Source organism: Xanthomonas sp. GPE 39 (genome assembly GCF_000963005.1).
In the GTDB taxonomy this organism is placed as follows: Bacteria; Pseudomonadota; Gammaproteobacteria; order Xanthomonadales; family Xanthomonadaceae; genus Xanthomonas_A.
Window position 1 is genome coordinate 2,932,528 of sequence record NZ_JZHZ01000007.1, and the last position, 24,814, is coordinate 2,957,341.

A 24,814-nucleotide genomic window follows, 5' to 3' on the forward strand; every position below is an offset into this window, starting at 1 on the left:
CCGGGTTTCCCTGGAACACCGACGCCGCGTGCGGCGGATGGATTTATTGACGGGCGATCAAGCTGACCCCGTTGTAATTGGTTTCTCCAACCAACTTGACGTAGTAGGTGCCCGCCTTCGGCGCGGTGAAACGCACGGTCTCGTTGTTGCCGGGACGGGTCGATTTCGCGTCGGCGTTGCTGGGACTCGGCTCCCTGCCGAGGCTCACGTACAACGAGAGATTACCGCTACCGCCATAGGTGATGAAGCTCAGTACCGAGCCAGCCTGCGCATCGAAGCTGTACAGCACCTCGTTCCCACCCGCGCCGGCCAAGCCGGTGAGCGGCACATTCCGAACCAGTGCAATCGCCGAGGGCGTGCATTTCTGAGTCGCTGGATCGCAGGGTTTTTGCAACGCTTTGTCCAATGCCGCCTTGGCATCGACAATCCCGGTGCCGATCGGAGTGCTGGACGGAATAGATTGCGGAAACGGACGTGCGGTCTGCTTGAGCAATTTCTCCAGGTCGGCAGGACTCAACGGCGCCCTGCCGGCAGCGATCACTGCGCTCTGCACCAACGCTGCGGTCGCAGCCACGTGCGGTGAGGCCATCGAGGTGCCAGCCATACCCACGTAGGTGTAGTCACCGGAGGTTGGCGTGGTCTTGCCGGTATAGCCGTTCTGCCAGATGTAGCCGCCCGGCTTGCCATCTTCGGGGCCTTCACCGCCTGGAGCGGAGAGATCCACGGCCACACCGTAGTTGCTGTAGAAGGTTATACCGCCGTTGAGTCGAGTGGCGCCGACCGCAATCACATTGGCGCAACCCGCAGGATTGGCATTGCCAGCATCCGCCCCGCTGTTGCCTGCCGCCACCACCACCGCGGTGCCGCGCGCCACCGCGCCGTTAATCGCAGCCTGGGTAACTTGATCGCAAGCGATATTGGCCCCCAGGCTCATGTTGATGACTTCGGCCGGATTGGCATTGGCAGGTACACCATCAACGGTGCCGCCCGAGGCCCAGGTGATGGCGTCGGAGATATCGGACAGGTGCCCACCGCACCTGCCCACTACCCGCACAGGCAGCACGGTGGCGTTCGGTGCGATGCCCGCCAGGCCGATGCCATTATTGGTGGCCTCGGCGATGGTGCCGGCGACGTGGCTGCCGTGCCAAGAGCTGGCCTGGGCCGAGGAGCCGAGATAGCAATCGTTGTCGTTTTCGATCCAGTCGCCGTAATCCAACGCACCGGGGACGCGTGCGTCGGTCGGACGCCGCGAAACCGACGCATCGGTGATGAAGTCGTAGCCCGGCAGCAGGTTCACCGCCACGTCGGGGTGGTTCGGCAGAATGCCGGTATCCAGCACCGCGACCACCACGCCATCGCCTTTGGACAGCGTCCAGGCGGCAGGCGCATTGATGCCGCCGGTCGGGTCGTTCAAGTCCCACTGATTTTGAGCATACAGCGGATCGTTGGGCACGAACTGCGTCTGCGCCTGCGTGCGGGGCATATCCACGATCTGGAACATGGCATCGACTTCGGCGTATTGCACCGACGGGTCGGCGGCGATTTCCGCAACCACCTTCTCCACATCGGACTTGCTCAATCTGCCAGACAGGCGAATCAAATCGGCACCGACACCCAGTGTGCGCACGTACTCTGCATGCACGCTCGAAGCGGCCATGCTTGCGATGCCATTGCGGCCACCGAGACTGGCCCGCGTCACCGCTGCCTGCACCGCCGACAGCTTGGAAGACCGATCAAAGACGGCGGCAGTACCGGCCTTGTAGCGCACCAGAATGCGGTTGGAGGTCAACGCATCGGCAGGCGCAGGCTTGCTCGGCTGCTTGACCGGCAACGTCGATACGGCAGAGGCCGCCAACGCAGCCGAAGCCGTCAGCGACATTGTCAGCATCGCCACAGCGATGAGATTCATACGAAGATGTTGCTTGTCGATCACAATAGAATCCTCTTCAAAGTTGCGTAGATCAGGCGACAAATTGCGGCCGTGACACTGCCTTGTTGCGAATCCGTTGGCCGGCCCAGCCAAGGTTCCGTGGTCTGTACTTTCGAGCCACTGCGTCGCGGACGGCGGCCATGCCACCGTCCGCGCTGGATCACCAACCGAAACCTGCACCAATTCCGACGGAACTATCGTTGCGACTGAACGCACCACCGATGGTCATCGTGGCGCGATCACTGAACGCGCGTTGGTATCCCACCGACAACGCAGATTGACCGTTCTGGAAACCCACGCCAGCGCCGACACGGTTTTGGGTGCGGATACCGGCTGCACTGGTGGCCATGTTGAGCATGGCCGCGCTCATCGCGCCCTGACGATCGATACGACGATCCTGATCGCGCAGACGCGCATCGACGTCGCCACGCAACATGTCAAAGCTATCGGCCATCGTGCCGAAACGCGCATCGGTATACGACTTGGCGCTGGCCATGCCGTTATCGAGCTGAGCCTTGTTGACCGCATCGGTGGCCTGAGTGCCCGCAGCGACATTGACGAGTTGACGCTCGTTACCAGCGCTGCCCACCGATACCGTCTGCGCGCGGTCGGCAATCGAGCCCTGCCCTAGCGCTACCGCGCCCTGCGCACTGACCGTGGCACCCTGACCCAGCGCAGTCCCCGAGGCGGCGGTCACGCTTGTACCGGCCCCCATTGCCACCGCATTGGTCGCCACCGCCGCGATCTGACTGCTAGCACCGACTGCGGTACTGCCATCCGCATTGACCGTCGCGTTGCTGCCAATCGCGGTGTCGCCGGGGCCGCGCGCATACGCGTTACCGCCGATTGCCGTCCCGGTCGTATCGACCGCCACCGCCTCGCCCAACTGTTCGGTATGCGCGCTAGCGGAGACTGGCGTCGCGGCGAGCGCCGCTGTCCGAACTGCCATGACGGCCGAAGCCCCCACGGCCGCCTGCGACGCAGCGACCGGGCCCGCAGCAGACACCCGGACACTGCGCACGGCACTGGCAGTACCAGTACTGCCGCCAGCCAGATCGCTGACCTTGCTATCCAATGCCGTCAGCGCATCGCCGACATTGTGGTAGACCGCCCCCTGGATCACGTAGGTCGGCGCGACGAACAGCCCCTGCGCACCGAGGCCGGCACCGCCGCCAAGGAACGCTGCCATGCTGCTCAGCGACTGGTACATCTGGCTGCCATTGACCGCCTCGGTACTACCCAGCGCGATATTGCCGGCGGTCAAATTGACGATACGACGCGTGGTGGGGCCGCCACGGCCATCGCCACTGCCCAGCGATACGGTGTCGGCCTGGTACACACGCGAACCTGCGCCGAGTGCGACTGCACTGTCTGCCGATACAGCAGTATTTGCGCCGAGCGCCACACCATCACGACTATTTTTACGAACAACGCTGTTGTATCCCATCGCCAGCGCGTTTTCGCCGATCGCATTGGCTTGCAGACCGATGGCGGCACTGCTTGCACCCGTCGCGGAACTGGCAGCACCGAATGCGGTGGCACCGAGCCCCGTCGCCTGGCTAGCGACGCCGATGGCCGAACTGCGCACGCCACTGGCGGTCGCCGCGGCACCCAACGCAGTCGCACCGGCGGCGCTGGCGGTGGTGACACCATCGAGCACCTGATTACCGGACGCATCGGTGTGGTACAGCGCACCGCCAAGTGCGGTGCTGGACTCCCCGGCAGCGGTGGCGTTGTAGCCGGATGCGGTTGCGTAACGTGCGCTGGCAAGCGCGCCGCCGCCCAACGCCGACGCCCCATCGCCACGCGCATTGGCCGCCTCACCGGCAGCGATCGCCTTATTGCCCGTTACCACGCTACCGACAGCAGTCGTCGGATCGCTGCCGCTAGTGCTCTTGAACTGCTGCGCGGTCGCGGCAGCGGCTTGTTTGACCACATTCAACTGCGCCACATTCACCGCATCGTTCGCATCGGTGCCAGCGGCCACACTGGTGATCTGCCGCGTCAGGCCCTTACCGACATCGCCAATGGACACGCTGTTATCGCGGGTGGCATAAGAATGCGCTCCCAGAGCAACCGCATTTTTAGGCGCGCGATTGCGCGCATCGTCGAGCCACGTGCCGACCTGCGCGCCGTCACCAATGGCAGTGGCATCGATGCCATAAGCGCCGGCATCCGTACCAATCGCCGTCCCGTTGGTAAGGAACGAGGAGGTCACCGCACGCGCGCCGAGCGCGATGCTGTTGTCATTCCAGGCAGTGGCATTATCGCCCAGCGCCATGCTGCCATTACCACTGGCAAGTGAGTAGCCGCCCAGCGCCACGCTGTGAGGCGCGAACGATGCGGCGCTGTGACCAATCGCCACCGCGTCGATATTGCCAGGTCGGTTGGCAAACACATGGGCGTTGTAGCCCAGCGCAATCGCGTAGTTGGCCAGACTCTCTGCACCGGCACCTAGCGCGACACCCCCAACGCCAGTCGCGGCGGCAATCGACACGCTGTTGCCAGCACTGGCCGCAGCGGTACTCGTCCCCCCCACCGCCACGCTATCGGTCCCACTGGCCAGCGCATTCAAGCCCATTGCCACGGTGCTGGTCGCCGTCGCCCGCGCACCGTTGCCCACCGCAGCGGCGTAGTCGCCCGCAGCAAGCGTGCCGTACCCCATGGCCGTCCCCAGATAGCCCGTCACTTGCGAGCGACCACCGATCGCAGTGCCGCCGTCTTTGGAGATCTGCGCCTGATAGCCCACCGCAGTACTCTGCAGACCGCTCGCGGAGGTACCGGTGCCGACGGCGGTCGACAGCGGATTCAGCGCCTGCGCACCGCTACCAACAGCAGTGGATGCGGTCCCGACGGCCTGAGTGGTTTGCTGATGACTGCCGATGATGTTGCCTTGATCGTCGTATTGGTACACCGTGGCGATGCTGCCAATCGCCGTGGCAGAAGTGCCGACGGCGGTGGCGTCGGTGCCCACCGCACTGGCGTTGGCACCATTGGCGACGGCACCACTGCCCAACGCAGAGGCGCCAATGCCAATGGCGGAGCTGCTGGACCCCATCGCGGTGGCATAGTCGCCGTCGGCAAACGCATCGGCGCCGGCGGCGGTCGCTTGCACGCCCTGCACCAACGCAGTGCCATCACCCTCACCGGCGAATAGACGCGCCGTGCCATCGGCGACTTGGCGGACCGCGTCGAGTTGATTCAAGTTCACCGCATCGGTCGCCTCGGTGCCGGCAGCCACGCTGGTGATCTGTCGGGTCAGGCCGTTAGCGACATCGCCGACCGACACGCTTTTGTCGCGGCTGGCGTAAGAATACGCACCCAGCGCGACCGCACTGCTGGGCGCATGATTGCGCGCATCGTCGAGCCATGTACTGACCCGCGCACCATAGCCAATCGCGGTGGAATCCACGCCATTGGCCTGGGAATCGGCACCAAGCGCAGTGCCGTTGACGTGGTACGTCGAGGTCACCGCGCGCACGCCGAGCGCGACGCTGTTGTCGTTCCAAGCAGTGGAATGATCGCCTAGCGCAATCGCGCCATCGCCACTGACAAGCGCATAAGCGCCCAGCGCCACGGCGCCAGGCGCGAACGATCCGGCACTGTGGCCGATCGCGATCGCATCGACGTTGCCCGGCAGGTTGGGAAACACATTGGCGTTGTAACCCATTGCAATTGCATAGTTGGCCTGACTCTCCGCGCCAGCACCCAGCGCCACTCCACCGACACCAGTCGCGGCCGCGATCGACACACTGTTACCGGCACTGGCCGCAGCAGTGCTCACCCCACCCAACGCCACGCTATCGGTGCCACTGGCCAAGGCATTCATCCCCATCGCCACGGTACTGGTCGCCGTCGCGCGCGCGCCGAAGCCCACCGCAGTGGCGTAATCGCCCAAAGCACGTGTGCCGTACCCCATTGCCGTCCCCACATAGCCAGTTACCTGGGACAAGCCACCGACCGCAGTGGAACCATCTTGAGAGGTTTGCGCGTGATAGCCCAATGCTGTGCTCTGCACGCCACTGGCCGAAGTGCCGGTGCCGACCGCAGTGGACAGCGGATCCAACGCCTGCGCACCGCCACCGACAGCGGTGGATGCAAACCCCATGGCCTCAGTGGCTTGCTGATGACTGCCGATGATGACGCCTTGATCGTCGTATTCGTACACCGTGGCAATGCCGCCAATGGCCGTGGTCGACACACCGATGGCACTGGTATTGCTGCCGACGGCGGTCGCGTTATTCCCCAACGTCGTGGCACCGGCTCCCAACGCACTGCTGCCGTCGCCGATGGCATTGGCGGCTTCGCCGATGGCGACCGCATTGGCGCCTTCGACATAGGCGCCGACATTGCTGTCAGCACTGCCACTGGACTGGAAGTACTTGGCGGTGGTTTCGGCGATCTGCCTCACCGTCTTGCGCTTGATCTTCGCGTGCTTGACCGCATCGATGGCCGCATCGTTCGCTGCGGCAACGTGGGCGCTCTGGGGCTGGTTGCCGGCGCTGGCGACAGAAACGCTTTCTTTGCGCTGGATCGGCGCAGCGGCGCTCAGCGCCACGCTGCCACTTCCCTGCGCGCTGGCAGCGCTGGCGGTTTGCAGCGACTGCGCCTGTGCGGCGACGGGGAGCACCGATGCAGCGCCACCCAACGCCATGGCGATCGCCGCCGACAGGACTAGACCCTGAACGTGTCCACCACGCCCGTCGCAGACCCGTGCCGCGCCCGCGTGGCCACTGGCCAGTTCCGACGCCACGACCCACATCCCCAATGCTTTGTTCCAGACCTTACGGTAAATCCGATTCATCGACGGCTGCTCCTAAATTCGGCTGGTTTTTTCTCGAAAAGCCACCTCCGCCCGTCGTTCCGACCGGCCGACCCCCCGTCGGTTTTTAGCGCCGCATGCTCCCTGGATGCAGGACACGAGAGACTCGCGCCCGTCACTGCATTGAGTGGAATCCTGAACAGAAGCAGAATGCGGAACTGACTAGAGTGTTAACCGCGAGCGCGGAACAAGTCAAGTTTCTGACATTTAAAAGTAATTTTTGTGATATAAACCACAATCACAAGAGAGGGAGCGTGATCCCTCAGTGAAATTCAATAAAAACAAGCCACTTCCGCCAATTTATCGACACGCGCTTGGCAGCCCGCGATGTCGGCATAGGCGCGATTTCGCTTTGAAGTCAATGCCTTGACGCATCAACACAATCTGTGTGCGATGCAATCCGCTGGCGCGCCCCAGCAATCGCTGCCGGCGCCGATTGCGCAATCTCCCCCACGGCACAGCCCCTGACCGACACAGGCAAGAGCGCAGCGCGAGCCGTGCCGTCTCAACCCCGACACGCACTGGAGCAAGCGCACGCGGACACCCCGCACGCAAGCGCATGGACACGCGCCGTCGTGCAACGCACGACAGACAACAACACGGTATCCGCGCGATGCCACTCCCCCGGTCACGCAAGCAAGGCGGAATCGCCCCGGAGCAGGCGAACGCATCCGCATGGCAGCGGACACGTCCGGCGGGTCAGCTTAAGCCACCCACACCCGCGCGTTGCGGAACATCGGCAGCCACGGCGAAGCATCCGGCCAATCGGCGGGGTGCCAACTCAGATTGAGCGAGCGCGGCGTGCGCTCGGGATGCGGCATCAGGATCGTCACCCGGCCATCGTCGCTGGTCAGGCCGGTGATGCCGTCGGGCGAACCGTTCGGATTCAACGGGTAACGCGTAGCAACCGCACCATTGCCGTCGACGAAACGCAGTGCCACGCGCGCGGCTGCCTGATCGACGGCGCTGGCGAATTCGGCACGGCCTTCGCCATGCGCCACCGCCACCGGAATCCGCGAACCCGCCATACCACGCAGGAAAATCGATGGCGATTCGACCACTTCCAGCAAGCTGGTGCGCGCTTCGAACTGCTCGCTACGGTTACGCAAAAACCGCGGCCAATGCGTTGCGCCGGGGATGATCTCCTTGAGCTGACTGAGCATCTGGCAGCCATTGCACACGCCCAGCGCAAAGCTGTCGCTGCGCGCGAAAAACGCGGCGAACGCATCGCGCAGCGCCGGCCGCTCCAGAATCGAGGTCGCCCAACCGCGCCCCGCGCCGAGGACGTCGCCGTAACTGAAGCCACCACAGGCAGCCAGACCGGCGAAATCGGCCAAGTCCACCCGGCCGGCGATGAGATCGCTCATGTGCACATCGAACGCACGGAAACCCGCACGTTCGAAGGCATGCGCCATTTCGATCTGGCCGTTGACGCCCTGCTCGCGCAGGATCGCCACCTTCGGCCCCTGGCCACTGAGGACCGACGGCGCGTGCCCCTTGCTGTACGACGCGGCCACATCCTCGGACGGGTCGAACGTCAATTTCGGTTGCAACCCGGGCGCAGCGAAATCGCGCGCCAACGCGCGTTCTTCATCGGCACTGTCAGGGTTGTCGCGCAACTTCTGCATGGCATGGCTGACAGACCACCAGGCATCGAACAACGCCTCCCAGCGCCACTCCACCAGTATCTTGCCGGCCAGACTCACGCGCACGGCGGCGGCGGTGCTGGGACGGGCGATGCGCTGCGCACATTCGGTCAGCGCATGGCGCTCGACCAGATCGGCGAACGCGGCACGGTCCTCGTCGGCAACCTGCACCACGGCACCAAGCTCCTCGTTGAACAGGCTGCGGAACGGGTCCTCGCCCCAGGCATCGAGGGTGATGTCCAGGCCCTGACGCGAGGCAAACGCCATTTCGCACAGGGCAGCGAACGCGCCGCCGTCGCTGCGGTCGTGATAGGCGAGCAGCATGCCGGCTTCGCGCGCATCGCGAATGAGGTGGAAGAACGCGCGTAAGCGCTGCGGATCATCCAGATCGGGGACTGCCCCACCAAACGCAGGCAGTTCGCCCTCGGCGTACACCTGCGTCAAGACCGATCCACCCAGACGCTGTTTGCCGCCACCCAACCCGATCAACCACAGCTCGCTCTCGACCTCGCGTGCCAGCAACGGCGTCAACTGCGCACGCGCATCGGCGACGGGAGCAAAGGCGGAAACGATCAGCGAGACGGGCGCGACGCTTTTATGCGTTGCGCCGGCATTGGACGCATCAGCGTCGTGAGGCGCACCGGCCTGCCATTGCGCCTGCATCGACAGCGAATCCTTGCCCACCGGGATGCTCAGGTCCAACTGCGGGCAAAGCTCCATCCCCACCGCTTGGACTGCGGCGTACAAGCGTGCGTCCTCGCCATCGTGGTTGGCCGCCGCCATCCAGTTCGCCGAGAGTTTGATCTGATCCAACGCCTGTACCGGTGCCGCGCACAAGTTGGTCATCGCCTCGCCGACGGCCATGCGCGCGGCGGCCGCCGCGTCGAGCAGCGCCAGCGGGGTACGCTCGCCAATCGCCATCGCTTCGCCGGCATGGGTGTCGAAGCCGGCCAGGGTGATCGCGCAATCGGCCAGCGGCAGTTGCCATGGCCCGATCATCTGCTCGCGTGCGGTAAGACCACCGACACTGCGGTCGCCGATGGTGACCAGAAAGCTCTTCGCCGCCACCGCCGGATGCGCCAACACGCGCAAGCCGGCCTCGTGCAAATCCAGGGCACTGGGATCGAGTGACGGCCAGCACGGCGGCGGCGGCTGATGGGTAGCGCGATGCATCTTCGGTGGCTTGCCGAAAAGCACGTCCATGGGCAGATCGATGGGCAAGTCGCGCATCCCGGCGGCATCGGCCGCAGGGTCGAGCGTGCCGTAGCCCACCACCAGTCGCTGCTCCGCCGTCGCCACACCAACCGCGGCGAACGGACACCGCTCGCGCTCGCAGATCGCGGCGAACTCGGCCAGGCGCGCCTGCGGCACACCGAGCACATAGCGTTCCTGCGATTCGTTGCACCACAACTGCATCGGCGAAAGCGACGGGTCATCGCTAGGCACACGCCCCAGATCGATGATGCCGCCCACGCCCGAGTCGTGCAGCAATTCGGGAATGGCGTTGGACAGGCCACCGGCACCGACGTCGTGGAACCAGCGGATCGGGTTGTCCGCCGCCAACGCCACGCAGCGGTCGATCACCTCCTGCACGCGCCGCTCCATCTCCGGGTTGTCGCGTTGCACGCTGGCGAAATCCAGCTCCTCGGCGCTGTCGCCGGAGGCCACCGAACTGGCCGCGCCGCCGCCCAGACCGATCAGCATCGCCGGGCCGCCGAGCACGATCACCGCATCGCCCGGTTGCAGCGCAATCTTCTGCACCTGGATCCGGTCGATCGCGCCCAAGCCGCCGGCCAGCATGATCGGCTTGTCGTAGGCGCGGGTCAGATCCTGCGCCTCGGGTAGCTCGAAGCTACGGAAATAGCCGAGCAGGTTGGGCCGACCGAATTCGTTGTTGAACGCCGCGCCGCCCAGAGGGGCTTCCAGCATGATCTCCAACGCCGGCGCCATGCGTGGGTTCAGTGGACGCGCGCGTTCCCATGGCTGCGGCAAGGTGGGAATACGCAAATGCGAGACGCTGAAACCCGTCAGGCCCGCCTTGGGTTTACCGCCACGGCCGGTGGCCCCCTCGTCGCGGATTTCGCCACCGGCACCAGTGGACGCGCCCGGGAAGGGCGCGATCGCAGTCGGATGGTTGTGAGTCTCGACCTTGATGCAGAACGCCGAGGGCGTCACTGCTTCGCTGCGGTACTCGCCACTGCTCGGGTCCGGGCGATAGCGCGCGGCCGGATGCCCTTCCACCACGGCCGCATTATCGCTGTACGCGCTGAGCGTATGCTGCGGGGTCTGTTGGTGGGTGTGCTTGATCATCCGGAACAGCGAGTGCTCCTGCTCCTTGCCGTCGATGGTCCAGGTGGCATTGAAGATCTTGTGCCGACAATGCTCGGAATTGGCCTGCGCGAACATCATCAATTCCACATCGGCCGGATCGCGACCAAGCTCGCCGAAGCGCTGACGCAGGTAGTCGATCTCGTCCTGGGCCAGGGCCAGGCCCAAGCGCACGTTGGCCGCCTCCAACTGTGCCAGCGCGATGCGCTCGACCTCCCCACGCGCCGGTGCCTGGAACAACGCCTGCGCTTGCGCCGCGCCCTCCAGCAACGATTGGGTCATCGGATCGTGCAACAGCTTGGCCAGCGCCGCCTGCTGCGTTGGCGTCGCAGGCCAACCCGCCAGGTCCAGCCGAGTCCCTCGCTCCACCCGCCGGATCGCCAGGCCAGCACCGCGCACCAGTTCGGTGGCTTTGCTCGACCACGGCGAACGCGTTCCCAAGCGCGGGACCACATAGCGCGAACAGGCTCCCGGCTCGGCCGCAACCGGCGACTCCTGGGCCTGCAAGATGCGGCACGCCGCGCTCAGATCGACCTGAGCGTCGCTGTCGCAATCGAGAAAATAGACATGCCAGGCGCCGGTGATGCGCACGCCGGGAACGATGGATTGCAGACGGGTTTCGAGCCGAGCGCGACGGAACGGCGAAAGGGCTGAGGCGCCCTCAAGGACGATCATGTCCGGTGAACCGTGTGAGGAAACGGGCTGGCTATTGTAGCCGGGACGGACGGGACTCGGGACGCAACTCGGCATTGCAAACGCATCGACCCCGCCATGGCGGGGTCGATCCGGAATCCAAACGCAGCAGGTCGCGGCCTGACAGCACCGGTCAACACGGCCTATGCCGGCGCTCCTGCGCCCCTGGCCTGCGCCCTTTAGCGGCGTGCGCCGGCCTTGGCCGCTTCCGCCGCGCGCATGTCCAGTGCCTGGCGCAGTTTCGCTGGCGGCAAGTAGCCGCCCACCTGCGTACCATCCGGGGCGAAGATCGCCGGGGTGCCGTTGACCCCCAGACGCTGGCCCAGGTTGTATTGCATGGTCACTGGGTTCTTGCAGTTGTCGGAGCCGTTCGGCACCTTGCCGTTGGCCTTGGCCTCGGTCAGCGCTTTCTTCTTGTCCGCCGCGCACCACACCGCCACCATGTCCTTGTAATCCTGGCTGCCCAGACCCATGCGCGGGAAGGCCAGGTATTCCACCGCGATCCCCTGCTTGTTGAGCTCGCCGATCTCGCTGTGCAGCTTGCGGCAATAGCCGCACTCAATGTCGGTGAAGACGCTGATCGTGTACTTCGGATTGGCCGGAGCAAACACGATGCGGTCGGCGCGCGGCGCCGATTCCAGCAGTTTGCGACGGTAATTCAGCAGGCCCTCGCTGGACGCGAGCTGCTTCTCCTGAATATCCAGGGGCTGGGCCTGAAACAGATAACGACCATCGTCGGACAGATACAGCAAATGCCCGCTGACCACCACTTCGCGAAAACCGGGGAACGGCGCCGCGCCGATGTAGTCCGGCTTGAAGCTGGGGTCCAGTTCCATCAACGCGGCGCGCACGCGCTGATCAACCGCATTGCCACTGGCAGGGGCGACCTTGGCCGACGCATCGGCAGGCACGGTGGACTCGGCGCAGGCGGAAAGGGACACGGCGCTGAGCAGCGCACAGAGGGCAAAACGGAGCATGAACTATCCTGAGGGCTGCAGATCGCGCCGATTGTCGCACACCACCCATCACGCACGATTTTGCATAGACACAAGCGGGATCGCCCTCTGACCGATAACACTCAACCGCGCGGATGATGTTTGCGATGCAAGACTTGCAGGTGTTCGCGCGCCACCAGCGTATAAATCTGTGTGGTGGACAACGAACTGTGCCCGAGCAACATCTGCAGCGCACGCAGATCGGCGCCACGATTGAGCAGGTGGGTGGCGAAACTGTGACGCAGGCCATGCGGACTGATCCGCACCGGGTCGATCCCGGCCAACGTCGCGTAGCGTTTGATCAGCACCCAGAATTGCTGCCGGCTGACCGGGCGTCGCGCCGCATCGATGAATAACGGCACCGTGCCGTCGCTGGCCGGCACCGCCTGGCCGGCGGCCAGGGCCGACCGTGCCGTGTCCAGATAGCGCTGCAGCCAATGCTGGGACTCCTCGCCCAAGGGAACCAGCCGCTCCTTACTCCCCTTGCCGGTGACACGCAGCACGCCTTGACGCAGATTCACCGCATTGGCGGGCAACTGCACCAGTTCGCTGACGCGCAGTCCGGCCGCATACATCAACTCCAGCATGGCGCGGTCGCGTAGCCCCAGCGGCGTGGTTGTGTCGGGTGCCGCCAGCAACGCATCGATCTGGCTTTCGGCAAGCGCCTTAGGCAATGAACGCGGCAGCCGCGGCGGCTCCAGCAATGCAGTCGGGTCATCGCTGCGCTCGCCGCGACGCAGACGCAAAGCGAAAAACGCCCGCAACGACGACAGCCAGCGCGCGTTGCTGCGTTGCGAGTAGCCCAGTTCGGTACGCCAGGCCAGATAATTGAATAGCGCCTGACGGTCGGCACCGACCAGACCATCCCCAATACCATCGCGCCAGCGCGCAAAGCCTTCCAGGTCGCGCCGATAGCTATCCAGGCTCTGCCGCGCCAGACCTTGCTCGGCCCAGGCGGTCTCCAGGAATTGCTGGATCGCGGCAGCATCGGCATCACGCAACGGCGCGAGGCGTTGCGCCTGCTGGCGACGTTCGGCAGGAGAATGCAGGACGGGCATGGCGAGGAAGGATACGGGAAACGCACGACCCGGAGCCCGGAGCCCGGAGCCCGGANGGAAAAGCCTAACGTCCTGGGTACCTGATGTGCCATCGACGCAATCCAAGTCCGGATCGCCACCAGATCGACACAAGGCAACCCAACGCAAAGCGCACGACACACTCTAAGCTGTCGCGATGAACGCCCCGCTTCCCGAGTCCAACCACCGCGCGCGCGCGCTGCTGCTGTGGCGGCTGCTTGCGCTGTTCTACGATGCGTTGCCAGTGCTGGCGCTGTGGTTCGTCGTCGCGGCGCTGTTCACCCTCTTCTACACCCTCGACGGCCATGCGCCACGCGAGAACATCGCACCGTTCAGTCCACTGCAGTGGCTGCTGTGGCTGTGCTGCTGGATCGTGGCCGGACTCTACGCGACGCTGAGTTGGCGCCGCGGCGGCCAGACCCTGGGCATGCGCCCGTGGCGGCTGCGCGTGCAGACAACCGACGGCAGCACGCCACGCTGGGGCGCACTGTGGCGCCGCTACCTGGTCGGCACCGTGTCATTGCTGCTGGGCGGGCTGGGGTTCTGGTGGGCGCTGCTGGATCGGGAGCGGCTGGCGTGGCATGACCGCGCCAGTGGTACCCGACTGACAAGGATTCAGAAAAAAACGCCTTGAACAACCCATCAAATGCGTTCGAACGCGATCACTCTCGGCATCCTTGTGAGCACGCGACTGCTCCCAGCGGAACAGGTCGCGCAGCATCGCCGTTAACGTGGCTAACTGCTGCGCTTACGGAACATCAACCAGGAAACCGTGAGCATCACCAGCGGCGGCAGCGCGTAGGCGATGCGATAGTCGAACTTCAACGCGCCCGCCATGCGCCCGAAGAACAACTGCAGCAGCCAGAACACCAGCGCGAACAAGATGCCCAGGAACAAGCGCTTGCCCATGCCACCACTACGCAGCGCACCGAACGCGAATGGGATCGCAGCGAAGCACAGCGCCAGCACATTGATCGGGTAGAACCAGCGGCTCCAGTACTGGTCTTCGTAATCGCGCGCGTCCAGTCCGTTGCGACGGCGGTACTCGATGCTGGCTTGCAGATCGTGCGCGGACAGATTGCGTGGTTTGGCCAAGCCCGAAGCCAGGGCCGCCGCATCCAGCCGAGACGGCCATGGCTGACTATCGAACGTCTCACGCTGCACCGAACGCTCGGCGAAGGTATCGCGATAACCCTGCTTGAGGGTCCAGCCGTTGGCATGATGCTCGGCACTGTTCGCATGGGTCAGCGTAGCCAGACGGCCATTGTGGTCAAGCGTGTACAGGCGCACGTCGCGCAGTTCTAGCCAGGAACCGCCGTCGTCCTGCAGATGCTCCTCGCCGCTCTGCGCATTGAGAAAGGTGTCGCCTTCGCGCGCCCACAGCCCCGAATACCGGGCCATGCTCATATTGCTATTGAACTTGGCATTGGCCTTGATCACGTCGGCCTGATTCTGCGCCCACGGCGCCAGGGTTTCGCCACTGAACACCATGGCGACGATCAGCACCGCCATGGTCGCCGCCGCCGCCAGGCTCAGCCGCCGCCGCGACAGGCCCAACGCGCGCAGCGCGGTCAGTTCCGAGGTGGCGGCAAGTTGACCCAAGCCCATCAACACGCCAATCACCGCGCCGGTCGGGAACAGGGTGTAGGCGCGCCGCGGCACGGTATAGGCGACATAGGCCACGGCATGACCGAGGCTGTAGCTCCCCTTGCCGATGTCCTTGAATTCATTGGACAGGGCCATGATGACATCCAGACCCAGCAGCACCGCCCAGGTCAACAGTACCGTGCCGAGTACGGCGCGGCCGACATACAAATCGTGCAGGTTAGGGCGCAGTTTCATGGTGCCTGCCTCCGCGGCCGCGACAGCCGGCCATCGCGCAGGTACATCCACACCGCCAGGGTCAATAGCGGCAGGGTCAGCCACCACAGGCCGAGCACGCGCGGGAGCTTATCGGTACTCAGCCACTGGGTACCGATGAACATCAGATTGGTGCCGGCCAGATAGACCAGGAACGCCAACATGATCCGGCCATAACGCTGCTGCCGCGGCGAACTACGCGATAGCGGCAAGGTCAGCAGGGCGAAGGCCAGTGCCAGCAGCGGCGGCGCCAGACGCGCATGCAACTGGGCATTGGCCTGCGGACGCGGGTCGCGAATCAGCGCGGCGGTGCTAAGCAATGCGGGATCATCGTCCTTGCGTGCGGCGCTGCGTTCGCTCAAGGCCACGTCGTTGTTGGCGAAACGCATCATCCGGTAATCCAGCCCATCGCCAGCCAGCGGCCCTTCGAACCGATAGCCGTCCTGCAGACGCAGATAGCGCTCGGCTTTGCCCTCGAAAAACATGGCGCCGCGCTGCGCGGTGACCACGTCCAGGCGGCCATCCTTCTGCCGCTGCACAAACACATTGCTCAGTTGAGTGCCATCGCCGGACAGGGTACTGACATAGACGATGCTGCCATCGGGCAGCGAGGTGAAGCGTCCAGCCTCCAATCCGGCCATCAGCAAACTGTGGTTGGCCTCGTTGACCAATTGGTCGGAGGTGCGGTCGGCCCACGGCCCCAGCCATAACGAGCACAGCCCTACCAGCGTGACCACAGGCACCACCAGCATCAGGATCGGCCGCAGCAGCCGCCTCGGACCGACGCCCATGGCGGTGATCACCGCCATCTCCGAGTCGCGATACAGCCGCGCCAGCGCCAACAGCAGCCCGAGCATCAGCGCCAGCGGCAGGATCAGCGGCAGGTACACCACGAACTGCAAGCCCAGTTGGGAAAACAACAACTTGGCCGGAATGCGGCCATCGGCGATGTTGCCCAGCACGTCCACCAACACGCCCCCGACGCTGACCACCAGCAGCACGACCAAGGTGGCCGAGAAGCTCTGGACGAAATCGCGCAGCAAGTATCGATCAAGCTTCGGCATGGGAGTGGGTTGATTTAAACTCTGAGATTCGTTCGCGGCGTCTCCAGCCCATCCGGCTGGAGGTAAATGGTCCGCGATTGTACGGTTTAGCCAACGGAATCTGATCAATGGCCCTGGAATTCACCCTGAACCACGACGCTCCGACCACGGCGGCGTTCGACTGTATCGTCGTTGGCGTGTTCGCCGACAAGCAACTGTCGCCAGCGGCAAAGGCACTGGATGCGGCCAGCGGCGGACGCCTGAACGCCCTGGCCGAACGCGGCGACCTCAGCGGCAAGACCGGCGCCACCACCCTGCTGCACGACCTGCCTGGCGTGAGCGCACCGCGCGTGCTGGCCGTGGGCCTGGGGGATTGCGCCAAATTCGGCGTCCCGCAATACCTGAAGGCGGTCGCGGACGCCGCCCGCACACTGAAGAGCGGAGTCACGGTGTCGGCGCTGCTCACCCTGCCCGAACTGGAGGTCAAAGGCCGCGACCGCGCCTGGAACATCCGCCAGGCGGTGATCGTCAGCGACCACACCTGCTACCGCTACACCGCCACGCTGGGCAAGAAGAAACCCGAGGACGGCGGTCTGGCCCGGGTCGCCGTGTTCGGCGAGGACAGCACCGCCCTGGCCCAGGGCCAGGCCATCGCCGCTGGCGTGCGCTTTGCCCGCGAGCTCGGCAACCTGCCCCCCAACCTGTGCACCCCGGCCTACCTGGCCGAGACCGCCGCCGCGTTCGCCAAGGGCGTGGACGGTGCCGAGGCCGAGATTCTCGACGAAACCCGCATGCAGGAACTGGGCATGGGATCGCTCCTGGCAGTGGCGCGCGGCTCGGCCAACCGCCCACGGCTGCTGGTGCTCAAGTGGAACGGCGGCGGCAGCGCCAAGCCCTACGTGCTGGTCGGCAAGGGCATCACCTTCGACACCGGCGGCGTCAACCTGAAAACCCAGGGCGGCATCGAGGAAATGAAATACGACATGTGCGGTGGTGCCAACGTCATCGGCACCTTCGTCGCCACCGCGACCGCACGCCTGCCGTTGAACCTGGTGGTGGTGGTGCCGGCGGTGGAAAACGCGATCGACGGCAACGCCTACCGCCCTTCGGACGTAATCACCAGCATGTCCGGCAAAACCATCGAGGTCGGCAACACCGACGCCGAAGGCCGCCTGATCCTGTGCGACGCGTTGACCTACGCCGAGCGCTTCAACCCCGAAGCGCTGATCGACGTCGCCACGCTGACCGGCGCCTGCATGACCGCCCTGGGCCACCAGACCGCCGGCCTGATGAGCAAGCACGACGATCTGGCCGAGGAACTGCTGGCCGCCGGCGAACACGTCTTCGACCGCGCCTGGCGCCTGCCGCTGTGGGACGAATACCAAAGCCTGCTCGACTCCAGCTTCGCCGACGTCTACAACATCGGTGGCCGCTGGGCCGGCGCGATCACCGCCGGCTGCTTCCTGTCGCGGTTCACTGAAGGCCAGCGTTGGGCGCATCTGGACATCGCCGGTGTCGCCAGCGACGAAGGCAAGCGCGGCATGGCCACCGGTCGTCCGGTCGGGCTGTTGACGCAGTGGCTGCTGGACCGGACCGGCGGCGCCGGCGCGCGGAATCCGTGACCCCGGACTCGGTAAGGCAAGGCGTCGTCATGCCGTTCTTCCAGCCCAGGCTCCCCGTCAACGCATTTTTCCCGGATTGCGGGAAGACCCCTCAGCGCCCCCGGATCCGCCTGCCGGGTTCCGGGTTGCGGGTTTCGGGCACCGGCTCCATCTGATGCGCGCCGACTTCTACCTGATCGCCAAGCCACGGTTCCTCAACGCGCCGCTGCGGCTGGTGTGCGAGCTGGCGCGCAAGGCCAACGACGCCAATCTGTGGACGCTGGTGCTGGCACGCGACCTGGCCCAGGCCGAGGAACTGGACGAACTGCTGTGGGCCTTCGACGAGGAGGCCTACATCCCGCACCAGATCGCCGGTGCCGACGCGGACGAAGAAGAAGCGCAGGTACTGATCGCGCCTCCCGAGGTGGACGCCGCATCGCGACCCCTGGTCATCAACCTGCGCGACGCCCCCTATCTAGGCACCTGCGAACGCGTGCTGGAAGTCGTGCCGGCCGACCCATCGGCGCGCGAACCGCTGCGCGAGCGCTGGAAGCAGTACAAAGCACAGGGTTACGCAGTCAACAAGTACGACATGTGACCGCGCCCGGCATGGCGGCTGGAAATGCTGAAACGGTTCCCCCCCGCCTGTGCCCGCTGCTTCGCGCGACTCCCCCTTCACTTCGAATACTCCACCTCGGTTTGCCATGACCACCCTCGCCTCCAGCTACGACCCCACGTCCTTCGAATCGCGCCTGTATACCCAGTGGGAAGCGGCCGGCTATTTCGCACCGTCCGGGCGCGGCGCGCCGTACACGGTGCTGCTGCCACCACCGAACGTGACGGGCACGCTGCATATGGGGCACGCGTTTCAGCAAACGCTGATGGACGCGTTGGTGCGCTACCACCGCATGCGTGGCTTCGACACGCTGTGGCAAGTCGGCAGCGACCATGCCGGCATCGCCACGGAAATGGTGGTCTCGCGCAATCTCACGCTGGAAGGCAACGGCGAAACCCGCGATTCGCTGGGCCGCGACGGTTTCATCGCCAAGGTGTGGGAGTGGAAGCAGCACTCCGGCAACACCATCGAGCGACAGATGCGCCGGCTGGGCACCTCGGCCGACTGGTCGCGCAGCACCTTCACCATGGATCCGCAGCCCTCGGCGGCGGTGATCGAGGCATTCGTGCGCTGGCACGAACAGGGGCTGATCTACCGCGGCCAACGTCTGGTCAACTGGGACCCGGTGCTGAAGACCGCGATCTCCGACCTGGAAGTGGAAAGCGTCGAGGAAGAGGGCTTTCTATGGTCAATCGCCTACGCACTGGAGGACGGCGCCAGCTACGAACACATCGAGCGCGACGCCGACGGCAACGAAATCCTGCGTGAAACCCGCGATTACTTGGTCGTGGCCACCACCCGCCCGGAAACCCTGCTCGGCGACACCGCCGTGATGGTGCATCCGGAAGACGAGCGTTACGCGCACCTGATCGGCAAGACGGTGACGCTGCCGCTGACTGGCCGCCGCGTGCCGGTGATCGGCGATGCCTACGTGGACCGTGCGTTCGGCACCGGCGTGGTCAAGGTGACGCCGGCGCACGACTTCAACGATTACCAAGTCGGCGTACGGCATGGATTGCCGATGATCAACATTTTCACCACCACCGCCACGCTCAACGACAGCGTCCCGGACAAATACCGCAGCCTGGACCGCTACGACGCCCGCAAGGCAGTGCTGGCCGATCTGGAAGAACAAACGCTTCTGGTCGAAACCAAACCGCACAAACTGCAAGTGCCGCGCGGCGACCGCACCGGGCAGGTGATCGAGCCTTATCTCACCGACCAGTGGTTCGTGCGCATGGACGCACTGGCCAAGCGCGGCCTGGAATTGGTCGAATCCGGGCAGATCCAATTCGTACCACCGAACTGGATCAATACCTATCGCCACTGGATGGAGAATATCCAGGATTGGTGCATCAGCCGCCAACTGTGGTGGGGCCACCGCATTCCCGCCTGGTTCGACGATGCCGGCAACTGCTACGTCGCACGCAACGAAGACGAGGCGCGAGCGCAGGCCGCCGCCAAGCATGGCGGCCAGGCGCCCACGCTGCGCCAGGATCACGACGTACTGGAAACCTGGTTCTCTTCGCAGCTATGGCCATTCGCGACCATGGGCTGGCCAAATCCGCAGGCGATGGCCGAGCGCGGCTTCGACCGCTACCTGCCATCCAGCGTGCTGGTCACCGGCTTCGACATCATTTTCTTCTGGGTGGCACGCATGATTATGGCCACCGACAGCTTTACCGGCCGCGTGCCATTCCGCGACGTCTACATCACCGGCCTGATCCGCGACAAGGATGGACAGAAAATGTCCAAGTCCAAGGGCAATGTGCTCGATCCGCTGGACATTATCGACGGCATCCACATCGACGAGCTGGTCGCCAAGCGCACCACCGGGCTGATGCAGCCGCGCATGGCCGAGAAAATCGAGAAAGCCACGCGCAAGGAATTCCCCACCGGCATCATCGCCCACGGTGCCGATGCGCTGCGCTTCACCATTGCCGCGCTGGCCAGCCACGGCCGCGACATCAAATTCGACCTGGGCCGCGCAGAGGGCTACAAAAACTTCTGCAACAAACTGTGGAATGCCAGCCGCTTCGTGCTGATGAATACGCAGCCCGAAGATGCCGAGGACGCGACAGCGACAAACGCATTGCCTCGCGCTGAGATGGCGAACGCTGCGGACACCGCCTTGCATCGGAGCCTGGACAAGCACGCCCCCATCACCGATGCCGAGAAGTGGATTCTGCTGCGCTTGCAGGCAGTGACAGCCGAAGCACAGACGCATTTCGCTGCCTATCGCTTCGACCTGCTGGCGCAATGTCTGTACGAATTCGCCTGGAACGCGTTCTGCGACTGGTTCCTGGAACTGGCAAAACCCGCGCTGGCTGGCGAGGACGTATCCGCCGCCGAGAGCACCCGGCATACCCTGCTGCATGTGTTGGAAACGCTGCTGCGGCTGCTGCATCCACTGACCCCCTTCGTCACCGAAGAACTCTGGTTGCAAGTGGCGCCACGCCTGGGCATAACCGCAGCGACCATCTCGCTGCAGCCATATCCGGACGCGGCCACGATGAACGTGTCCGCCTACGCGGGCGCTGCGGCAGATATCGAATGGCTGCAGGCGATGGTCTCGGCGCTGCGCCGGGTGCGCAGCGAACTGCAAGTAGCGCCATCGCGGCAAGTGCCGCTGCGCCTACTGGCGGGCCTACCGCAAGACCGCGCGCGGGTGCAGCGTTTTGCCGCGCAACTGCGCTTTTTGCTCAAACTCAACACGATCCAGTGGCTGGAAGATGGCGCACCAGTGCCGGCTTGTGCCGCGGCGATCGTCGGCGAACTGAAACTACTGGTTCCGCTGGAAGGCCTGGTCGACCTAGAGGCCGAACGCCTACGCCTGGACAAGGAAATCGCCCGGGTCGCCGCCGAAAAGGAGAAGAGCGAAACCAAGCTGGGCAAGTTCACCGACAAAGTGCCAGCCACGGTGATCGAGCAGGAGCGTCAACGCTTGATCGATTGGAGCGTGCAGCTCGACGGTCTGCGCGAGCAGCGCGCCCGGCTGTGAACTGGCTGGAGACCCGGTTGCCGCCTCCACTGGTGATGGCGCTATGCGCTGTCATCGCCTGGGGATTATCTCGGATCGACGCAGGGTATGTCTCACGCTTGGATGCCGGCATTATCGGCATCGTGATTATCATGACGGGGGTGAGCTTCAATGTCGCTCCCAAGCGTGCGTTCCAGCGTGTCGGCACCACGATCAATCCGCTGCACCCGCAACGTGCTACGCACTTGGTGCAATCAGGCTTGCACCGGTGGTCGCGTAATCCCATGTACCTCGGCCATGCGCTGATTCTGCTTGGATTGGCGCTACTCATGCGCCACGCTCTGGCACTGCTGGCCGTCCCCGCCTACATGGGCTATGTCACCCACTTCCAGATCCGGCCAGAAGAGCGCGCATTGCAGGCGCGCTTCGGCGATGCCTATACGCAGTATTGCAAACGCGTGCGCCGCTGGTTGTAGTGTCAGAATAGAACGGGTAACGCAGCACCGCAGCAAGCACATGCGACATGTCAAAAAAAGTTCGACGCCGTCATCAGTGACCCGACACCGGACATGCGCTTCGCATCGCGCAACTTACCTGCAAAAATCATTTCAGCTCGCCACTGCGACAAGACAACAATACTACTACGCAACCGTGCGCCCACGTGCCGAACGCTGCGCAAATCACGCCACTGTAGGCATGCGAATGCACAGCACCATCGCGGCTTTTTCAATTCATCACACCTTCGCAATCGAAGCGAAGTGCAAATGTAATCCGGCCAAAGAAGCCATTGACGTAAATGCAAAAATCCTCGCGACAGCCGGCTTGAAAGTGCTGCCTTAGAGGGAACGAAAAAACGTCGGCAGGCACATGCGAGCAACACGCAGCAACCGCCATGCCAAGGTGTTGAACAAAAACTCCACGCAATGCCCGCACCCATCCGGCGGCGATGCAATCGTTCTATTACTCGCCCTTAATTAGGACATACCTTCAAAGAACAACTCGATCGCCATCACCACAGCATCCTCGCGCCCCTGCGCGGCGGGGTAGTAGCGTGGGCGTCGACCGATCTCATTGAAACCTTCGCTGTGGTACAGCGCAATCGCGTTCAAGTTCGACGGACGCACTTCGAGGAACACGCGGCGCGCGCCCAAGTCAGCACCATATTTGATCAACGCGCGCAGCAACAAGCGGCCATAGCCACGCGACTGCCGCTCCGGTGCCACGCAGACGTTGAGAATGTGCGCCTCGGCAGCGGCGACACTGATGACCCCATAGCCGACGATATCGCCCTGGTCTGTCAGGACCCAGCCCGGATAGCCGGCCTGCAAACAATCGCGGAAGATGCCACGGGTCCAGGGGAAGGGATAAGCTCGACGCTCGATCTCCATCACAGCATCCAGATCGGCCTCGCGCAACGTCCGCAGGTTGGCCGCAGACGACGACGGCCAACCCATCGCGCTCATCGCGGTGCCCGCTTGCGTAGAACGCGCAACTGCGGCCACAGCGCGCGCTTGGCCGCAGGATTGCCACGCAGTTGATCCAGCGGCCAAGTCGCCATCAAGGCCTGAGTGGCCGAATCGTTGGGATTGAGGCCGGAAGCGCGCAAGAGTGCGATCTGCAGACGGTCGGGCATGCGTCGCCCGCCGACACGGGCGACACCAGCGCTCGGCACTACACGGGCCGGTTCGGACAGTGCATCGGAGCTGGGCGCACGGCGACGCTCCTGGGATACAGCGGGCACCAGAGAGTCTGCTGGAGACTGCGAAAGCACTTGCGTCGCCACAGAAGACAGCGCCGATGCAGACGGCTCGTCCAACGGCGATAGCTCCGCGACGGGCGCGGCATCAGCGCCGACATACAGCGTATGCCCCAGTGCCTGCAGCCAGCCAACCTGCTCGACCGACCACAACAGCGCGGGCCCGGACAGCGCGCTCATACGGCGTCCGGCACCTTACGGCAACGCCGCCACAACCACATACAAGGCCCAGACAGCGCATACAGCACAGCGATTGCCAGCAACGCGCGCGCCAAGTCGATCACCAACACCGCAATCAGTACCGGTGCCAATACCAGCATCAGAAACGGCACCCGATCGGTACGCCGGCTCTTCTCGCCAACGCCCTTGAAACTCCAGAAGCGGATGCGGCTGACCATCAGCAGGGCACCAATCACGGTCAGCCCCAACGCCACGTAGCGCAGTTGACCGCCATCCCAGCCCAACGCACCGTCTGCGAAAGACCACACGAACGCCATCATCAACCCCGCCGCAGCCGGACTGGCCAGACCCACGAACCAGCGCTTATCTACGGTACCGGCCTGGGTATTGAAACGAGCCAATCGCAATGCCGCGCAAGCGGCATACAAGAACGCCGCCGACCAGCCGAGTCGCCCCATCATGCCGCCGTCGAACTTCAGCGCCGACAGCGACCAGTGGTACATCACCAGCGCCGGGGCCATACCGAAGCTGACCAGATCGGCCAACGAATCGTACTGCACGCCGAATTCACTGCTGGTGCCGGTCAACCGCGCCACCCGCCCGTCCAGGCCGTCCATCACCGCGGCCACGAATACCGCCACGCTGGCAGGCACGAAGTCGCCATTGGCCGCGGCAATAATGGCGTAAAAACCGGAAAACAGGCCGGCGGTGGTGAACAGGTTCGGCAACAAATAAATGGCGCGCGAACGAGGAGGCTGTCGGGGGTGATTCATTCGTGCAGTTTAATCGACTTGCCAGGCGAGTCGGCGAATGCTGCAATCGGCACTTCGCCGCCGCGCCCTGGAGACCACAATGCGCGCCCTGTCCCGGTTTTTTTGCTGCCTGCCCCTGCTCGCCGCCAGTGGCATGCTCGGCGCCACCACGTTATATCAGTGGAAGGACGCGCAAGGCGTCACCCACTATGCGGAGACGCCACCTCCTGGCGTCAAGTACCAAGAGCGACGGATCGACGCCCACGGCGATACCTCGGTCGATCCCCAGGCCGCCAGCCCAGCCGAGAACCCTAACTGCCTGATCGCGCGCAAGAACCTGGACATCCTCAACAAACCCGGCAAGATCACCACCGATAGCAAGGGCGATGGCAAGCCGGACGGGGTACTGGACGAATCCCAGCGGGCCACGCAGAAGGCTTTGGCCGAGGCTGCGATCAAGGCCTACTGCACGCCGACCCCAGCGGCCAAGTAAAGCCGCCCGCCACGGCAGCGCGGCGTGGGCCGCTCGCCCCACC

Annotated in this window: 17 protein-coding genes; 7 read left to right on the forward strand and 10 right to left on the reverse strand. The window is 64.5% G+C overall.

From position 1 onward, the window contains the following. Positions 1–43: 43 nt before the first annotated feature. The 5 genes from XALGPE39_RS12325 to xerD all read right to left on the reverse strand — a co-directional run bounded on the left by XALGPE39_RS12325 (position 44) and on the right by xerD (position 13,472). Positions 44–1,933, reverse strand: a complete 1,890-nt coding sequence (locus tag XALGPE39_RS12325) for a S8 family peptidase (RefSeq protein WP_045729189.1) — start codon at positions 1,931–1,933, stop codon at positions 44–46. Positions 1,934–2,090: 157 nt separating this feature from the next. Further along, positions 2,091–6,734, reverse strand: coding sequence for an ESPR-type extended signal peptide-containing protein (locus XALGPE39_RS15295; protein ID WP_082061904.1), 4,644 nt, complete (start codon positions 6,732–6,734; stop codon positions 2,091–2,093). A gap of 722 nt (positions 6,735–7,456) precedes the next feature. Next, the gene (purL, locus tag XALGPE39_RS12335) at positions 7,457–11,401 is read right to left on the reverse strand and encodes a phosphoribosylformylglycinamidine synthase (protein ID WP_045728428.1); all 3,945 of its coding nucleotides are present in this window, start codon (positions 11,399–11,401) and stop codon (positions 7,457–7,459) included. A 197-nt stretch (positions 11,402–11,598) separates the two neighbouring features. Continuing rightward, positions 11,599–12,396, reverse strand: coding sequence for a DsbC family protein (locus tag XALGPE39_RS12340; RefSeq protein ID WP_045728429.1), 798 nt, complete (start codon positions 12,394–12,396; stop codon positions 11,599–11,601). 101 nt (positions 12,397–12,497) lie between these two features. After that, the gene (xerD, locus tag XALGPE39_RS12345) at positions 12,498–13,472 is read right to left on the reverse strand and encodes a site-specific tyrosine recombinase XerD (protein ID WP_045728430.1); all 975 of its coding nucleotides are present in this window, start codon (positions 13,470–13,472) and stop codon (positions 12,498–12,500) included. A 175-nt stretch (positions 13,473–13,647) separates the two neighbouring features. On the opposite strand from xerD, the gene XALGPE39_RS12350 reads away from it, so the two are divergent. Next, positions 13,648–14,124: an RDD family protein gene (locus XALGPE39_RS12350; protein ID WP_045728431.1), complete on the forward strand. Its 477-nt coding sequence runs from the start codon at positions 13,648–13,650 to the stop codon at positions 14,122–14,124. A 101-nt stretch (positions 14,125–14,225) separates the two neighbouring features. On the opposite strand, the gene lptG is transcribed toward XALGPE39_RS12350, so the two are convergent. Next, positions 14,226–15,332 carry an LPS export ABC transporter permease LptG gene (gene lptG / locus XALGPE39_RS12355; protein WP_045728432.1) on the reverse strand — a complete coding sequence of 369 codons (1,107 nt, stop codon included), beginning with the start codon at positions 15,330–15,332 and terminating at the stop codon, positions 14,226–14,228. Further along, positions 15,329–16,414, reverse strand: coding sequence for an LPS export ABC transporter permease LptF (lptF, locus tag XALGPE39_RS12360; RefSeq protein WP_045728433.1), 1,086 nt, complete (start codon positions 16,412–16,414; stop codon positions 15,329–15,331). The genes lptG and lptF overlap by 4 nt, the downstream gene beginning before the upstream one ends. Before the next feature lie 107 nt (positions 16,415–16,521). Between lptF and XALGPE39_RS12365 the strand changes: the two genes are divergently transcribed. The 5 genes from XALGPE39_RS12365 (at position 16,522) to XALGPE39_RS15990 (ending at position 22,430) form a co-directional block, all read left to right on the forward strand. After that, the gene (locus XALGPE39_RS12365) at positions 16,522–18,015 is read left to right on the forward strand and encodes a leucyl aminopeptidase (protein ID WP_045728434.1); all 1,494 of its coding nucleotides are present in this window, start codon (positions 16,522–16,524) and stop codon (positions 18,013–18,015) included. A gap of 151 nt (positions 18,016–18,166) precedes the next feature. Beyond that, positions 18,167–18,592: a DNA polymerase III subunit chi gene (locus tag XALGPE39_RS12370; protein ID WP_045729191.1), complete on the forward strand. Its 426-nt coding sequence runs from the start codon at positions 18,167–18,169 to the stop codon at positions 18,590–18,592. A 106-nt stretch (positions 18,593–18,698) separates the two neighbouring features. Continuing rightward, positions 18,699–21,611 (forward strand): valine--tRNA ligase, encoded by a 2,913-nt coding sequence (locus XALGPE39_RS12375; RefSeq protein WP_045728435.1) that lies wholly within the window; start codon positions 18,699–18,701, stop codon positions 21,609–21,611. Positions 21,612–21,628: 17 nt separating this feature from the next. Further along, a complete protein-coding gene (locus XALGPE39_RS12380; protein ID WP_235429808.1) occupies positions 21,629–22,066 on the forward strand; it encodes an isoprenylcysteine carboxylmethyltransferase family protein in 438 nt (145 codons plus the stop codon). A gap of 226 nt (positions 22,067–22,292) precedes the next feature. After that, the gene (locus XALGPE39_RS15990; protein ID WP_161795343.1) at positions 22,293–22,430 is read left to right on the forward strand and encodes a hypothetical protein; all 138 of its coding nucleotides are present in this window, start codon (positions 22,293–22,295) and stop codon (positions 22,428–22,430) included. 134 nt (positions 22,431–22,564) lie between these two features. On the opposite strand, the gene rimI is transcribed toward XALGPE39_RS15990, so the two are convergent. The 3 genes from rimI to XALGPE39_RS12395 are packed head-to-tail and all read right to left on the reverse strand — an operon-like array spanning position 22,565 to position 24,299. Next, entirely contained in the window at positions 22,565–23,053 is a 489-nt protein-coding gene (rimI, locus tag XALGPE39_RS12385; RefSeq protein WP_045728436.1) for a ribosomal protein S18-alanine N-acetyltransferase, read from the reverse strand. Then, positions 23,050–23,517 carry an alanine acetyltransferase gene (locus XALGPE39_RS12390; protein WP_200893924.1) on the reverse strand — a complete coding sequence of 156 codons (468 nt, stop codon included), beginning with the start codon at positions 23,515–23,517 and terminating at the stop codon, positions 23,050–23,052. Before XALGPE39_RS12390 ends, rimI begins: the two co-directional genes overlap by 4 nt. Positions 23,518–23,522: 5 nt before the next feature. After that, a complete protein-coding gene (locus XALGPE39_RS12395; protein ID WP_045728438.1) occupies positions 23,523–24,299 on the reverse strand; it encodes a phosphatidylcholine/phosphatidylserine synthase in 777 nt (258 codons plus the stop codon). A gap of 79 nt (positions 24,300–24,378) precedes the next feature. On the opposite strand from XALGPE39_RS12395, the gene XALGPE39_RS12400 reads away from it, so the two are divergent. After that, complete coding sequence (locus XALGPE39_RS12400; protein WP_045729193.1) at positions 24,379–24,771, forward strand: DUF4124 domain-containing protein; 393 nt, start codon at positions 24,379–24,381, stop codon at positions 24,769–24,771. Positions 24,772–24,814 lie beyond the last annotated feature (43 nt).

Bases quoted from the DNA above. Each gene is read 5' to 3' on its own strand.
- XALGPE39_RS15295 (WP_082061904.1), bottom strand. From the start codon at position 6,734: ATGAATCGGATTTACCGTAAGGTCTGGAACAAAGCATTGGGGATGTGG.
- purL (WP_045728428.1), bottom strand. From the start codon at position 11,401: ATGATCGTCCTTGAGGGCGCCTCAGCCCTTTCGCCGTTCCGTCGCGCT.
- XALGPE39_RS12340 (WP_045728429.1), bottom strand. From the start codon at position 12,396: ATGCTCCGTTTTGCCCTCTGTGCGCTGCTCAGCGCCGTGTCCCTTTCC.
- xerD (WP_045728430.1), bottom strand. From the start codon at position 13,472: ATGCCCGTCCTGCATTCTCCTGCCGAACGTCGCCAGCAGGCGCAACGC.
- XALGPE39_RS12350 (WP_045728431.1), top strand. From the start codon at position 13,648: ATGAACGCCCCGCTTCCCGAGTCCAACCACCGCGCGCGCGCGCTGCTG.
- lptG (WP_045728432.1), bottom strand. From the start codon at position 15,332: ATGAAACTGCGCCCTAACCTGCACGATTTGTATGTCGGCCGCGCCGTA.
- lptF (WP_045728433.1), bottom strand. From the start codon at position 16,414: ATGCCGAAGCTTGATCGATACTTGCTGCGCGATTTCGTCCAGAGCTTC.
- XALGPE39_RS12365 (WP_045728434.1), top strand. From the start codon at position 16,522: ATGGCCCTGGAATTCACCCTGAACCACGACGCTCCGACCACGGCGGCG.
- XALGPE39_RS12375 (WP_045728435.1), top strand. From the start codon at position 18,699: ATGACCACCCTCGCCTCCAGCTACGACCCCACGTCCTTCGAATCGCGC.
- XALGPE39_RS15990 (WP_161795343.1), top strand. From the start codon at position 22,293: ATGCACAGCACCATCGCGGCTTTTTCAATTCATCACACCTTCGCAATC.
- rimI (WP_045728436.1), bottom strand. From the start codon at position 23,053: ATGAGCGCGATGGGTTGGCCGTCGTCGTCTGCGGCCAACCTGCGGACG.
- XALGPE39_RS12395 (WP_045728438.1), bottom strand. From the start codon at position 24,299: ATGAATCACCCCCGACAGCCTCCTCGTTCGCGCGCCATTTATTTGTTG.
- XALGPE39_RS12400 (WP_045729193.1), top strand. From the start codon at position 24,379: ATGCGCGCCCTGTCCCGGTTTTTTTGCTGCCTGCCCCTGCTCGCCGCC.